The following is a 13,190-nucleotide window of genomic DNA, read 5'->3' as shown; positions in this document are numbered from 1 at the left end:
AGTTTTATCCCCAGAAAGCCCGAGTAACCGGTCCGAACCGGTAGCGCGGGCTTGCGTTTACGGGTTTTTTCCTGTCAGTTTCTGAGCCTGTTCAGACCTTTCGCGGGTTGCCGCTTGCCGGAGACCCGCTCATTCGTTCAAGCGAGCCTGTTTCGTCATGCGTGTTATCCTGGAACGGTCAAATCTCCTGAAGTCGCTCAACCATGTTCATCGCGTGGTCGAGCGGCGCAATACCATACCGATCCTGTCGAACGTGCTGCTGAGCGCCGAAGGCGCCACCCTCGAAATGAAGGCAACCGACCTCGATCTGGAGGTGACCGAAGCCACGCCCGCCAAGGTGGAGCGCGGCGGGGCGACGACGGTTCCGGCGCATCTGCTCTACGACATCGTGCGCAAGCTCGCCGACGGCGCGGAGGTCATGCTGAAGACCGACGAGGACGGCAACGCCATGACGGTGACGTCGGGCCGCTCGAGCTTCCGTCTCCAATGTCTGCCGCAATCCGATTTCCCGGCGCTTTCGGCCGGATCGTTCTCGCATATCTTCCGGCTCGATTCGGTCGCGCTCAAGGGCCTGATCGAGAAGACCCAATTTGCCATCTCCACCGAAGAGACGCGTTACTACCTGAACGGCATCTACCTGCACACGCATGACGCCGACGGCAAGCTGAAGCTGCGCTCGGTAGCGACCGACGGCCACCGGCTGGCGCGCGCCGAGATCGACGCGCCGGCAGGATCCGAAGGGATGCCGGGCATCATCATTCCGCGCAAGACGGTCAGCGAGCTGCAAAAGCTTGTCGATGACCCGGACGTCGCCGTGACCACCGAATTGTCCGACACCAAGATCCGTTTCACCATCGGCAGTGTCGTTTTGACCTCGAAGCTGATCGACGGCACCTTCCCGGATTATCAGCGGGTCATCCCGACCGGCAACGACAAGAAGCTGATCATCGACCGCCAGAGTTTCGCCGCCGCCGTCGACCGCGTCTCGACCATTTCGTCGGAACGCGGCCGGGCAGTGAAGCTTTCGATTGGAGAAGGCCAGGTCACGCTTGCGGTCAACAATCCGGATTCGGGTAGCGCCACAGAAGAACTGGCCGCGGACTATTCGTCCGACGCGATCGAAATCGGCTTTAACGCCAAATATCTGCTCGACGTCGCTGCCCAGTTGACCGGCACTGAGGCAAAATTCATGCTGGCGGACGCCGGTTCGCCGACGCTGATCCACGACATGGCCGACGAAACCACGCTCTACGTGCTGATGCCGATGCGGGTATAGGCCCGAACGAGGCCATCTTGTTGTCATGACCGGAGTTGCGAAGCAGTCTGAGCGCGACCAGCAGACTCATATAAGTAAGCTGTCACTTACGAACTTCCGCAATTACGCAACACTGTCGATCGACCTGGACCCCGGCGCCGTGGTTTTTTCCGGTGACAATGGCGCCGGCAAAACCAACCTGCTGGAAGCGATTTCCCTGCTGACGCCGGGTCGCGGCCTGCGCCGTGCACCTTATGCCGACGTGGCGCGTGAAGGCGGGGACGGCGGCTTTGCCATCCATGTCCGGCTCGATGGGCCGGACGGACCGATCGAGATCGGCACCGGCATTGCAGGCGGCGATGCCGCTGGCGAGGGCGGCCGGCGGGTGCGGATCAATGGCGCGGCAGCGCGCTCGGCGGAGGACATGCTGGAATGGCTGCGCGTCGTCTGGCTGACACCGGCGATGGATGCATTGTTCACCGGGCCGGCCGCAGACCGCCGGCGCTTTCTCGACCGGCAGGTGCTGGCGATCGATCCGGGCCACGGCCAGCGCGCGCTAGACTACGAAAAAGCGATGCGCGGCCGCAATCGGCTGTTCGCCGAAGGCTCGCGTGACGGAGCCTGGTTCGATGCGATCGAGACGCAAATGGCCGAAACCGGTGTAGCGATTGCCGCGGCGCGTGCCGAACTGGTGCGCCTGCTCGCCGCCATGATCGACAGGCTGCCAAGCGCCGGCCCGTTTCCGCAAGCCGACATCGGCCTGTCGGGCACGTTGGAAAGCGAAGTCGGCACCACCGCGGCTGTCGATGTCGAGGAGCGGTTTCGCCAAGCGCTTGCCGAAGGCCGCGATCGCGACCGCGCCGCCGGGCGCACGCTCGACGGCCCGCACCGTTCGGATCTCGTAGTGCGGCACCGGCCCAAGGCGATGCCAGCCGAACTGTGTTCGACCGGCGAGCAGAAGGCGCTGCTGGTCGGCATGGTCCTGTCGCATGCTCGGCTGACGGGCGAGATGTCGGGCATGACGCCGATCTTGCTGCTCGACGAGATCGCCGCCCATCTCGACGGCGGCCGGCGTGCCGCGCTGTTCTCGATCCTCGAAGAGCTGAACTGCCAGGCTTTCATGACCGGAACCGATGCGGCGCTGTTTTCCAGTCTCAAGGGACGCGCGCAGTTCCTGACCGTCGATCATGGCATGGTTAGCCCAACCATTTGACTTCTTGGATATCGTTATCCCAAGACTGCTGCGCACCCTCTGGCCAAGCCCGAGGGCAGGCTTTGTGGGTGACGTGAATTGACGCCTGACAAGGTTTTTCTTCCGCTATATGGTCCGGCGATGATCACCACCACGCTAACCGACGAAGAACTCGAACGCTACGCCCGCCACATCGTGCTGCCCGAAATCGGCGGCGCCGGCCAGCAGCGACTGAAGCGGGCGCGGGTCCTGGTCATCGGCGCCGGCGGGCTCGGAGCGCCGGTGCTCGAATATCTGGCCGCAGCCGGCGTCGGCACACTCGGCATCGTCGACGACGACAGCGTCTCACTGTCGAACCTGCAAAGACAGGTGATCTACGGCACCGATGCTGTCGGCATGGCGAAAACCGACAGTGCCAAAACGGCGATCGCCCGCATCAATCCCAACGTCGCCGTGGAACTGCACAATCTCAGGCTGACGGCGGACAACGCCCCTGACCTCGTCGCCCGCTATGACATCGTCGTCGACGGCTCCGACAATTTCGAAACACGTTATGCGGTGGCCGACGCCTGCGCCGCGGGAAAGCGGCCGCTGGTCCATGCCGCCGTCGGCCGCTTCGACGGCTCGGTGACCGTGCTGAAACCGTTCGAGACCGGCACGGACGGCAACCCAAATCCAAATTATCGCGATCTTTTTCCGGATCCACCGCCGGCGGGCCTGGTACCGTCCTGTGCCGTCGCCGGCGTACTCGGCGTGCTGACCGGCGTCATCGGGACGCTGCAGGCGATGGAGACGATCAAGCTGATCGCCGGCATCGGCGAGCCGCTGGTCGGCCGCCTGCTGCTTTACGATGCATTGACCGCGCGCTTCGACACGATCCGCTACAAGAGAAACTAGATCTTGGGCAGCCTGGTTTCCGCCGAGCAGCTTCCGGCCGATTTCGACCGTTGGGACGAGGTGCTGGCGCTGATCATGCGCGCCTTCGCCTCGATGGACGGCGTCATCGATCCGCCATCCTCGGCACATCGGCTCACGGTCGAAAATCTCCGGGACAAGGCCCGGCAAGAGACGGGCTTTGCGGCGCTGAAGGACGGCAGGGTCGTCGGCTGCGTTTTTGTTCTGGAGCGGGCCAATGATTTCTATGTCGGAAAGCTCGCGGTTGAACCGGGCTTTCAGGGACAAGGCATTGGCAGGCAGTTGATGCAAGCGGTCGAGGATCTCGCCCGCAACCGGGGCAAGCCTGCGATCGAGCTGCAGACGCGGATCGAACTGACCGGAAATCACGCCGCCTTTGCCCGCCTCGGCTTTCGCGAAACGGAAAGGACGGCGCACAAGGGCTACGACCGTCCGACCTCGATCACCATGCGCAAAGTGATTTCGTAAGCCTTTGCTAACCTCAGATGAACGGACGGTCGCACGAGCCGCGATCGTGGCCGGTCACGTCCGCAGCGGCAGTACGCGATCTGGCGGCCGGTGGCCATCGAAGAAGGCGCGGATGTTGATGATCACCTTTTCGCCCATGTCGATGCGGCCTTCGAGTGTCGCCGACCCCATATGCGGCAACAGCACGACCTTGCCCTTGGCGGCGAGCTTCAGCAATTTGCTGTTCAGCGCCGGCTCATGCTCGTAGACATCGAGGCCGGCGCCGGCGATCTTGCCGTCCTGGATCAGCTTGACCAGAGAGTCCTCGTCGATGATGTCGCCGCGCGCTGTGTTGACGATGTAAGCGGACGGCTGCAGGAGCGCCAGCCGCCGCGCTGAGAGCAGATGGAAGGTTGCCGGCGTCGACGGACAATTGACCGATATGATGTCCATGCGGGCAAGCATCTGGTCAAGGCTTTCCCAGTAGGTCGCCTCCAGCTCATCCTCGACCGCCGGCAGCACGCGATGGCGGTTGTGATAGTGGATCGACAGGCCAAAGGCCTTGGCCCGCCGGGCCACGGCGGTGCCGATGCGGCCCATGCCTACAATGCCGAGGCGTTTGCCCCAGATACGTCGGCCGAGCATCCAGGTCGGCGACCAGCCGGCCCATTTCTTGTCGCCGGTCAGCACATTGGCGCCTTCCGCCAGCCGCCGCGGCACCGCCAGCATTAGCGCCATGGTCATGTCGGCCGTATCCTCGGTCAACACGTTCGGCGTATTGGTGACGGAAATGCCCTTCTTCGCTGCTGCCGCCACATCGATCTTGTCGACGCCGTTGCCGAAATTGGCGATCAGCTTGAGGTTGTCGCCAGCCTGAGCGATCAGCGCTGCGTCGATATGATCGGTTATGGTCGGCACCAGCACGTCGGCTTCCTTGACCGCCGCGACCAGTTCCGGCTGCGTCATCGGCCTGTCTTCGACATTCAGCCGGGCGTCGAACAGCTCACGCATACGGGTCTCGACCGGGTCGGGCAGCTTGCGCGTGATGACGACGAGGGGCCTTTTTCTGCCTACCATTGTTTCCTCGAAACCCGACCTCGTTGAGACCTCTTTAACCAAGACAGGCGAAACTGCAGGCCGGTCGCGGTGCCAGTTCTCCATGTAACAAGAGGTTCCGCCGAAGACAAAGAAAAAGGGGCGCAAAGGCCGATGAGCCGGCGCCGAAAGGAATGAAAGTGTCTGGTTTCGCGTCGCTCCGCCTGGCCCTCAGCGCAGCATTTCTCGGCGCTCTCCTTTATTCCCCTCATGTGGCGGCACAGAATGCAGCAGCACCCGCCCAGAGCGCAACGCTCGGGCCGAGCGGCCTGCCGCTGCCGCGTTTCGTCAGCCTGAAAGCGGGCCGCGTCAACTCCCGCGTCGGACCAGGCGTCAACTATTCCGTCGACTGGATGTATATGAAGCCCGGCCTGCCGATGGAGATCATCCAGGAATTCGACACCTGGCGTCGTGTGCGCGATGCCGACGGCTCGGAAGGCTGGATCAACCAGTCGCTGCTTTCAGGCCGCCGCACGGCGATCGTAGCACCCTGGCAGCGGGGCAAAGATGCCCGAGTCAACCTTCTCGATGACCCGGAAAAGGATGCCAGCATCGTCGCGATCATCGAGCCGGGCGCCATGGGCACGATCAAGTCATGTGACGGCCAGTGGTGCGAGATGACCTTCAACGGCCACACCGGCTGGCTCGCCCAGTCGCTTGTCTGGGGCGCCTATCCGGGCGAACGGGTCAAGAACTAACCTCTTCTTGGCGGTTCGGGGATCCCGGCCGAGACGGTATCTCACGGCCTCATGAAGCGCCAATCAGTCGCGGCGTTTGGGGCGCAGTCTCACCACGATGTCGACATTGGCGATCTCCATGCCTTCCGGCGGCTCCGGCAGGTTGGAAACCGTGACAGGACCGCTGGCGATATCGAAGATCCTGTTTTCACCTTCAATGTAGAAATGGTGATGATCGGAGGTGTTGGTGTCGAAGTAGGTCTTCGACCCCTCGACGGCCAGGATGCGCAGAAGGCCCGCCTGGGTGAATTGATGAAGGGCGTTGTAAACGGTGGCGAGCGACACCGGCACTCCGGCGGCGATCGCCTCCTCGTGCAGTTCCTCAGCCGACAGATGGCGGTCGCCCTTGGCGAAAAGCAGATCGGCCAGCGCAATGCGCTGACGCGTCGGCCTCAGGCCAGCTTCGCGAACCCGCTTGTCCACAGCGACATTTTCCTTTCGGCAGCCCAGATCCATCTATCCGTCCAAGCTCACAGTTTCGCCTCAAGACATGCCCAGAATGGCAAAAAACGAACATCGACCGAAACTGGACACCCCCGACATATATTCTGTCGGCCGAATACGATCAATAGCGCGCATTGACCCAGGCAGACGGGCAGGTTAAGCGCAAACGCCGGTTTCCGGCCTGAAATAGATTGTGTTAGGAAACCAACGACAAGGGCGCGCTACCGCCCGGACGATTACGGGGACGAGATTGATGGCGGTTTCGAAATCCAGCTATGATTACGAAGAACTGCTTGCCTGCGCCCGCGGCGAGCTGTTCGGACCTGGAAACGCCCAGCTCCCCTATCCGCCGATGCTGATGTTCGACCGCATCACCGAAATCAGCGAGACGGGCGGTGCCTTCGACAAGGGCTTCATTCGCGCGGAATTCGACATCAAGCCGGACCTGTGGTTTTTCGCCTGCCATTTCATCGGCAATCCGATCATGCCGGGATGCCTAGGCCTCGACGCCATGTGGCAATTGACGGGATTCTACCTCGGCTGGCTCGGTGAGCCGGGCAAGGGGATGGCGCTCTCGACCGGCGAGGTGAAATTCAAAGGCATGGTGACGCCGTCGGTCAAGAAGGTGGAATATGGCGTGGACTTCAAGCGCGTCATGCGCGGGCGGTTGGTGCTTGGTATCGCCGATGGCTGGCTGAAGGCGGATGGCGAACCCATATACGCAGCAACGGATCTCAAGGTGGGTCTGTCCAAGCAATCGGCCGCCGCCTGACCGGCGCCTCCACAGCGCCGCGAGTCCCTGGGACGCGCAAAAGGAAGCTGCAGAACTTTAATTTGCGCATGATCCTTGTCCGACAGGTTTCGGGCTCATGCGCTGGAAGGAGTTGCGAATGAGACGGGTCGTAGTTACAGGCCTCGGCATCGTGTCGTCGATCGGCAACAATGCCAACGAGGTGCAGGCCTCGCTCCACGATGCCAGATCCGGCATCAGCTTCTCCAATTCCTTCGCCGAACACGGCTTCCGCTGCCAGGTCTGGGGGGCGCCGACGCTCGACCCCTCTGCGCTGATCGATCGTCGCGCCATGCGCTTCCTGTCGCAAGGTGCGGCTTGGAACCATGTCGCCATGGACCAGGCTATCGTGGACGCTGGACTTGGCGAGAACGACATCACCAATGAGCGCACCGGCATTGTTATGGGATCGGGCGGACCATCGACCCGAACCATCGTCGAGGCCGCCGAAACCACGCTCAAGAACGGCAGCCCCAAGCGCATCGGCCCGTTCGCCGTGCCGAAGGCGATGTCGTCGACCGCTTCGGCGACACTCGCCACCTGGTTCAAGATCCACGGCGTCAATTATTCGATCTCTTCGGCCTGTTCGACATCGGCGCATTGCATCGGCAATGGCTACGAACTTATCCAGTGGGGCAAGCAGGACATGGTCTTCGCCGGCGGCCATGAGGATCTCGACTGGACGATGTCGGATCTGTTCGACGCGATGGGCGCCATGTCCTCCAAGTTCAACGACCGGGCATCGGCCGCCTCGCGCGCCTATGACGTCGATCGCGACGGCTTCGTCATTGCCGGCGGCGCCGGCGTGCTGGTCCTGGAAGAGCTCGAGCACGCCAAGGCGCGCGGCGCCAAGATCTACGCCGAGGTCGTCGGCTATGGCGCGACCTCCGACGGCTACGATATGGTGGCGCCCTCGGGCGAGGGTGCGGTGCGCTGCATGCGGCAGGCGCTGGCGACTGTCTCTTCGCCGGTCGACTACATCAACACGCACGGCACCTCAACGCCGGTCGGCGACTCCAGGGAAATGGGCGCGATCCGCGAGGTGTTCGGCGAAAAGATGCCTTTCATCACCTCGACGAAATCACTGACCGGCCATTCGCTGGGTGCGGCCGGCGTGCAGGAATCGATCTACTCGATCCTGATGATGCAAGGCGGCTTCATCGGCGAGAGCGCCCATATCGAGCAGCTTGATCCGGAATTCGAAGGCATGCCGATCGTGCTGGAACGCATCGACGATGCCAGGATCGACACCGTTTTGTCCAATTCGTTCGGTTTCGGCGGCACCAACGCAACGCTGATTTTCCAGCGCTATTCCGCATAAGGATTGCCGACCATGGACGGATTGATGAAGGGCAAGCGCGGGCTTGTCATGGGTGTGGCCAACGACCATTCGATCGCCTGGGGCATCGCCCGGAAACTGTCCGAACATGGGGCGGAACTCGCCTTCACCTATCAGGGCGAAGCCTTCGGGCGCCGGGTCAAGCCGCTCGCCGACAAGATCGGCGCGTCGCTGGTCGTCCCTTGCGATGTCGAGGACAGCGCATCGGTTGCCGCTACCTTCGAGACCTTGGACAAGGCCTGGGGCGGGCTGGACTTCGTCGTTCATGCCATCGGCTTTTCCGACAAGAACGAGCTGAAGGGCCTCTACGCCGACACCAGCCGCGACAATTTCATCCGCACCATGGTCATCTCCTGCTACTCCTTCACCGAGGTCGCCCGTCATGCCGCCAGGCTGATGAAGGACAGCGGCTCGATGATCACGCTGACCTATGCGGGTTCCGTCCGCGTCATGCCGAACTACAACGTTATGGGCGTGGCCAAGGCCGGGCTGGAAGCAAGCGTCCGCTATCTTGCCAACGACTACGGCCCACGCGGCATCAGGGTGAACGGCATATCGGCGGGACCGGTGCGGACGCTGGCCGGCGCCGGGATTTCCGACGCACGTCATATGTTTTCCTACCAGCAGCGCAACTCGCCGCTGCGCCGTACAGTGACCATCGACGAAGTCGGTGGCTCCGCCCTCTATCTCCTGTCCGACCTGTCGTCGGGCGTCACCGGCGAAATCCACTATGTCGATTCCGGCTACCACATCGTCTCGATGCCGACGCTCGACGAGTTGAAGCAGACCGACAACGTACGAGATTAATTCGGCCCGTAAAAATGCGGCGGCCTTGCCGGCAAGCAGACTGGTCGAAGAGCGCGGCCATAGATTCGCGAACGGCGCCTGCCGATCTGCACTGAACTCCGCGTTCAGCGGCGCGCCGCGAGAACCTTGAACAGGCCATCGCGGGCGATCTCGGCATGGCTGGAGAAGGCGGCCGCCAGCACCGGCTCGTAGGGAAGCTGACGGTTCGCCACCATGAACAGCCGCCCACCCGGCTTCAGCGCCTTTGCCGCGGCGCGGATCATGCCGGCGCCGATTTCCGGCTCGGCTGCCCGGCTGCGATGGAAGGGCGGGTTCATGGCGATGGCGTCATAGCGCCGCTCTACCGGCTCGCACAAAAGATCGATCCAGAAGAAATTTGGTTCCGCCGCTGTATTGCCGATATTGCCTTTCGCCGCCTCCAGCGCATCGAACTCGGCGTCGTAGAGATCGAGCGCCGAAATGCCAGGTGAGCGGGCGGCGACCTCGGCCGCCACATAGCCCCAGCCGGCGCAGAAATCGGCAATGTTGCCACGCAGGTCGCCGGGCAGATTGTCCACCAGCAATCTAGAACCTGCATCGATCTTGTCGAAAGAGAACATGCCTGGCGCGGTGCGGAAACGGCCCTCGACCAGAAGGGTCGGATTGGCGGCGCAAAGCGCTGCCGCTACCGCGGCGTTGGCCGGTCGACGGAACCAGAAGGCGATGCCGTGATGCTTCGGCAAATGGCCATCGAGCGGCACAAGTTCGTCGATGCGCTTGCGCAGGCTGGCAATGCCATCGTCCTTGGCGCCGGCGACGACAATCGATCCGCCCGGCCTGACACGCTCGATCGCCTCAGCGATGCGCAATTCGTTTTGCCCGCGATGACGGCCGGCAAGCACCAATGCCGCGTCGAAACCGTCGCCTTCCAGGCGCGGCATTACCGCGAAGCCCGCCCCCTGCAGCGCGCGAAAATGCGGGCGGAAGCCTTGCACAAGATGCAGTGCTGCATCGAAGCCTTCGGGCAGGCGGAAACCCGGTTCGGCGCCCAGAAAGAGGACACGCTCGCCCTTACGCGGCAGGGAGACAGCCTCGGCCTCGAACGGATGGAACAGTGTCTTCAGCGGCTCGGCGGACATTTTTCGACCTCGAAATGCAGCTGGGCTTGTCGTGAAAATGAAAACGGGCGCGACCTGTCGGCGCGCCCGCTTCGATTGTACCGTCAGATCGCTCAGGCGGCGTCTTCTTCGCCTTCGGCCTTCTTGTCGCGGGCGATTTCCTTGCCGGTGGCCTGGTCGACGACCTTCATCGACAGGCGGACCTTGCCGCGCTCGTCGAAGCCCATCAGCTTGACCCAGACCTTGTCGCCTTCCTTGACGACGTCAGAAGTCTTGGCGACGCGGTCATTGGCGAGCTGCGAGATGTGGACGAGGCCGTCACGCGGACCGAAGAAGTTGACGAAAGCGCCGAAGTCGGCGGTCTTGACGACCGTGCCCTCGTAGATCTCGCCGACTTCCGGCTCGGCGACGATGGTGTGGATCCACTTCTTGGCCGCCTCGATCTCCTTGGCATTGGACGAAGCGATCTTGACCGTGCCGTCGTCCTCGATGTTGATCTTGGCGCCGGTCTTTTCGACGATCTCGCGGATGACCTTGCCGCCCGAGCCGATCACGTCGCGGATCTTGTCGGTCGGGATGTGCATGACCTCGATGCGCGGCGCGAATTCGCCGAGTTCGGAACGCGCGCCGGAGAGCGCATGGCCCATTTCGCCGAGGATATGCTGGCGGCCGTCCTTGGCCTGGTCCAGCGCGATCTTCATGATCTCCTCGGTGATGCCTTCGATCTTGATGTCCATCTGCAGCGAGGTGATGCCGTTGGCGGTGCCGGCAACCTTGAAGTCCATGTCGCCGAGATGATCCTCGTCGCCGAGAATGTCGGAGAGCACCGCGAAGCGCTCGCCTTCCTTGATCAGACCCATGGCAATGCCGGCGACCGGCTTGGCCAGCGGCACGCCGGCATCCATCAGCGCCAGCGAGGTGCCACAGACGGTGGCCATCGACGACGAACCGTTGGACTCGGTGATCTCCGAGACGACGCGCAGCGTGTAGGGGAACTGGTCTGATGTCGGCAGCATCGGGCGGATCGCGCGCCAAGCCAGCTTGCCGTGGCCGATTTCGCGGCGGCCGGGCGAACCCATGCGACCGGTTTCGCCGACCGAATAGGGAGGGAAGTTGTAGTGAAGGAGGAACTTCTCCTTATACATGCCGGTCAGCGAATCGACGTACTGCTCGTCTTCGCCGGTGCCGAGCGTGGCGACGACCAGCGCCTGGGTCTCGCCGCGGGTGAACAGCGCCGAGCCATGGGTACGCGGCAGGACGCCGACTTCGGAGACGATCTTGCGGACCGTCTTCAGATCGCGGCCGTCGATGCGCGAACCGGTGTCGAGGATGTTCCAGCGCACAACCTTGGCCTGGAGCTCCTTGAACACGGTGCCGATTTGCTCGGACGTGTATTTTGCTTCTTCGCCTTCTGCGGGTGCGAACGCAGCCTTGACCTTCGCCTTCACGGCGTCCACGGCGGCATAGCGCTTCTGTTTGTCGGTGATCTTGTAGGCGTCGCGAAGCTCGCCTTCGACGATCTTCAGCATCTCGGCTTCAAGCGCCGAATAGTCTGGCGCGGTGAAATCGCGCGGGTCCTTGGCGGCGACCTCGGCCAGCTTGATGATTGCGTCGATCACCGGCTGGAAGCCGCGATGGCCGAACATGACGGCGCCGAGCATCAGATCCTCGCCGAGCTCCTTGGCTTCGGACTCGACCATCAGCACGGCGTCAGAGGTGCCGGCAACGATCAGGTCAAGCTTTGATTCCTGCATCTCGTCGACATGCGGATTGAGCACGTATTCGCCGTTGATGTAGCCGACGCGGGCGCCGCCGATCGGGCCCATGAAGGGGACGCCGGACAGCGTCAAGGCCGCCGAGGTGGCGACGATCGACAGGATATCCGGATCGTTTTCGAGATCATGCTGGACGACGGTGACAACGATCTGCGTGTCGTTCTTGTAACCGTCAGCGAAGAGCGGCCGGATCGGACGGTCGATGAGACGGGAGACCAGCGTTTCCTTTTCGCTCGGGCGGCCTTCGCGCTTGAAATAGCCGCCCGGGATCTTGCCGGCGGCGTAGGTCTTTTCCTGGTAGTTGACGGTCAGCGGGAAGAAATCGAGGCCGGGCTTCGGCTCCTTCATCGAAACAACGGTGGCGAGAACCTTGGTTTCGCCGTAGGTGGCGAGCACCGCGCCGTCAGCCTGGCGCGCAATCTTGCCGGTTTCGAGGATGAGCGGACGGCCGCCCCATTCGATTTCCACTTTGTGGTGATTGAACATGTCTTGTCCTTCATATGCGGAAAGGGCCGCGCCGTTTCACGTGCGCGAGTGCCCCTTTCCCTTGGCTTCGTTTCTCGGGCAGCCACGGGCAAGACAACGGGAAGCTCGGGTAAATCCGGCGCGGCTGCCGGGCGAGCGTCCTGCAATCCTGCCCCATGACCGTCCATGGGCGGTTTCGAATGGCCCTGTGCTATCTCGAAACCGGGTCTGGCCAGTCGATTCGACCGACCTTGCGCGTGGCCCCGAAAACCGCGGCTCTCGGAAAATGCCTTGCACAAATTCAAAGTTTCAGAGCGTCCTATTTGCGCGTCCAAATCGATGCGCGGCGCTCTACTTTCTTCATTAGAGCAATGGACTGCTCCAATGCGCGACCGGCGGGCTCTCGAAAGAACCCGCCGGCCAATTGGTCAACGGCGCAGACCGAGCTTCTCGATCAGCGTCTGATAGCGCGCGTCATCCTTGCGCTTGAGATAATCAAGCAGGCTGCGGCGCTGGGAGACGAGAGCGAGCAGACCACGGCGGGAATGGTTATCCTTCTTGTGGTCCTTGAAATGGTCGGTCAGGTTCTTGATGCGCTCAGAAAGGATGGCCACCTGAACTTCCGGAGACCCGGTATCGCCCTTGGCGGTTGCGAATTCACCCATCAATTCCTTCTTGCGCTCGGCAGTAATCGACATCGTGTTTTTCCTTATCTGTTTGAGGAAACGGGACGCCCTCGGCCGGGATGTCGTCCAGCAGGGGCCGGTACAAGCAAGGTGTCATTGCACGATGCTGCGGCGCATATAGTGCAATTCAGGCAAAAACACCAGCC

The 13,190-nt window shown here is 62.4% G+C and carries 13 protein-coding genes; 8 read left to right on the top strand and 5 right to left on the bottom strand.

The window, feature by feature from the left end; genetic code table 11:
* Nucleotides 1–157: 157 nt before the first annotated feature.
* The 4 genes from dnaN (at nucleotide 158) to CIT31_RS00130 (ending at nucleotide 3,830) form a co-directional block, all read left to right on the top strand.
* On the top strand, nucleotides 158–1,276 hold the full coding sequence (dnaN, locus tag CIT31_RS00145) for a DNA polymerase III subunit beta (protein WP_065005876.1): 1,119 nt from the start codon (nucleotides 158–160) through the stop codon (nucleotides 1,274–1,276).
* 25 nt (nucleotides 1,277–1,301) lie between these two features.
* Entirely contained in the window at nucleotides 1,302–2,468 is a 1,167-nt protein-coding gene (recF, locus tag CIT31_RS00140; RefSeq protein WP_065005877.1) for a DNA replication/repair protein RecF, read from the top strand.
* Between the two features lie 120 nt (nucleotides 2,469–2,588).
* The gene (locus CIT31_RS00135; protein WP_095517158.1) at nucleotides 2,589–3,344 is read left to right on the top strand and encodes a molybdopterin-synthase adenylyltransferase MoeB; all 756 of its coding nucleotides are present in this window, start codon (nucleotides 2,589–2,591) and stop codon (nucleotides 3,342–3,344) included.
* A 3-nt stretch (nucleotides 3,345–3,347) separates the two neighbouring features.
* Nucleotides 3,348–3,830: a GNAT family N-acetyltransferase gene (locus CIT31_RS00130; protein WP_095517020.1), complete on the top strand. Its 483-nt coding sequence runs from the start codon at nucleotides 3,348–3,350 to the stop codon at nucleotides 3,828–3,830.
* 54 nt (nucleotides 3,831–3,884) lie between these two features.
* Here the strand turns inward: CIT31_RS00130 and CIT31_RS00125 are convergent, their stop codons facing one another.
* Nucleotides 3,885–4,886 carry a 2-hydroxyacid dehydrogenase gene (locus CIT31_RS00125; RefSeq protein ID WP_029356930.1) on the bottom strand — a complete coding sequence of 334 codons (1,002 nt, stop codon included), beginning with the start codon at nucleotides 4,884–4,886 and terminating at the stop codon, nucleotides 3,885–3,887.
* Nucleotides 4,887–5,044: 158 nt separating this feature from the next.
* On the opposite strand from CIT31_RS00125, the gene CIT31_RS00120 reads away from it, so the two are divergent.
* On the top strand, nucleotides 5,045–5,602 hold the full coding sequence (locus CIT31_RS00120) for an SH3 domain-containing protein (RefSeq protein ID WP_029356932.1): 558 nt from the start codon (nucleotides 5,045–5,047) through the stop codon (nucleotides 5,600–5,602).
* Nucleotides 5,603–5,665: 63 nt separating this feature from the next.
* Here the strand turns inward: CIT31_RS00120 and irrA are convergent, their stop codons facing one another.
* On the bottom strand, nucleotides 5,666–6,097 hold the full coding sequence (gene irrA / locus CIT31_RS00115; RefSeq protein WP_029356934.1) for an iron response transcriptional regulator IrrA: 432 nt from the start codon (nucleotides 6,095–6,097) through the stop codon (nucleotides 5,666–5,668).
* Between the two features lie 241 nt (nucleotides 6,098–6,338).
* Between irrA and fabA the strand changes: the two genes are divergently transcribed.
* The 3 genes from fabA (at nucleotide 6,339) to fabI (ending at nucleotide 9,021) form a co-directional block, all read left to right on the top strand.
* Nucleotides 6,339–6,857: a 3-hydroxyacyl-[acyl-carrier-protein] dehydratase FabA gene (gene fabA / locus CIT31_RS00110; protein ID WP_023802127.1), complete on the top strand. Its 519-nt coding sequence runs from the start codon at nucleotides 6,339–6,341 to the stop codon at nucleotides 6,855–6,857.
* A 118-nt stretch (nucleotides 6,858–6,975) separates the two neighbouring features.
* The gene (gene fabB / locus CIT31_RS00105) at nucleotides 6,976–8,196 is read left to right on the top strand and encodes a beta-ketoacyl-ACP synthase I (protein WP_095517157.1); all 1,221 of its coding nucleotides are present in this window, start codon (nucleotides 6,976–6,978) and stop codon (nucleotides 8,194–8,196) included.
* A 12-nt stretch (nucleotides 8,197–8,208) separates the two neighbouring features.
* Complete coding sequence (gene fabI / locus CIT31_RS00100) at nucleotides 8,209–9,021, top strand: enoyl-ACP reductase FabI (RefSeq protein WP_095517019.1); 813 nt, start codon at nucleotides 8,209–8,211, stop codon at nucleotides 9,019–9,021.
* 104 nt (nucleotides 9,022–9,125) lie between these two features.
* On the opposite strand, the gene CIT31_RS00095 is transcribed toward fabI, so the two are convergent.
* From CIT31_RS00095 to rpsO, 3 genes are all read right to left on the bottom strand, one after another.
* The gene (locus tag CIT31_RS00095) at nucleotides 9,126–10,139 is read right to left on the bottom strand and encodes a class I SAM-dependent methyltransferase (protein ID WP_095517018.1); all 1,014 of its coding nucleotides are present in this window, start codon (nucleotides 10,137–10,139) and stop codon (nucleotides 9,126–9,128) included.
* 92 nt (nucleotides 10,140–10,231) lie between these two features.
* Nucleotides 10,232–12,379 carry a polyribonucleotide nucleotidyltransferase gene (gene pnp, locus CIT31_RS00090; RefSeq protein WP_095517017.1) on the bottom strand — a complete coding sequence of 716 codons (2,148 nt, stop codon included), beginning with the start codon at nucleotides 12,377–12,379 and terminating at the stop codon, nucleotides 10,232–10,234.
* 407 nt (nucleotides 12,380–12,786) lie between these two features.
* Nucleotides 12,787–13,056 carry a 30S ribosomal protein S15 gene (rpsO, locus tag CIT31_RS00085; RefSeq protein ID WP_006337962.1) on the bottom strand — a complete coding sequence of 90 codons (270 nt, stop codon included), beginning with the start codon at nucleotides 13,054–13,056 and terminating at the stop codon, nucleotides 12,787–12,789.
* Between the last annotated feature and the right edge of the window lie 134 nt (nucleotides 13,057–13,190).

It is taken from the genome of Mesorhizobium wenxiniae (genome assembly GCF_002284535.1).
GTDB classification, from domain to species: Bacteria; Pseudomonadota; Alphaproteobacteria; order Rhizobiales; family Rhizobiaceae; genus Mesorhizobium; species Mesorhizobium wenxiniae.
The sequence above is the reverse complement of the archived record's forward strand: the minus strand, read 5'-3'. Positions and strand labels throughout refer to the sequence as shown.

Excerpts from the sequence above, each read along its gene's own strand:
- dnaN (WP_065005876.1), top strand. The coding sequence starts at position 158 with ATGCGTGTTATCCTGGAACGGTCAAATCTCCTGAAGTCGCTCAACCAT.
- recF (WP_065005877.1), top strand. The coding sequence starts at position 1,302 with ATGACCGGAGTTGCGAAGCAGTCTGAGCGCGACCAGCAGACTCATATA.
- CIT31_RS00135 (WP_095517158.1), top strand. The coding sequence starts at position 2,589 with ATGATCACCACCACGCTAACCGACGAAGAACTCGAACGCTACGCCCGC.
- CIT31_RS00125 (WP_029356930.1), bottom strand. The coding sequence starts at position 4,886 with ATGGTAGGCAGAAAAAGGCCCCTCGTCGTCATCACGCGCAAGCTGCCC.
- irrA (WP_029356934.1), bottom strand. The coding sequence starts at position 6,097 with ATGGATCTGGGCTGCCGAAAGGAAAATGTCGCTGTGGACAAGCGGGTT.
- fabA (WP_023802127.1), top strand. The coding sequence starts at position 6,339 with ATGGCGGTTTCGAAATCCAGCTATGATTACGAAGAACTGCTTGCCTGC.
- fabB (WP_095517157.1), top strand. The coding sequence starts at position 6,976 with ATGAGACGGGTCGTAGTTACAGGCCTCGGCATCGTGTCGTCGATCGGC.
- fabI (WP_095517019.1), top strand. The coding sequence starts at position 8,209 with ATGGACGGATTGATGAAGGGCAAGCGCGGGCTTGTCATGGGTGTGGCC.
- CIT31_RS00095 (WP_095517018.1), bottom strand. The coding sequence starts at position 10,139 with ATGTCCGCCGAGCCGCTGAAGACACTGTTCCATCCGTTCGAGGCCGAG.
- pnp (WP_095517017.1), bottom strand. The coding sequence starts at position 12,379 with ATGTTCAATCACCACAAAGTGGAAATCGAATGGGGCGGCCGTCCGCTC.
- rpsO (WP_006337962.1), bottom strand. The coding sequence starts at position 13,056 with ATGTCGATTACTGCCGAGCGCAAGAAGGAATTGATGGGTGAATTCGCA.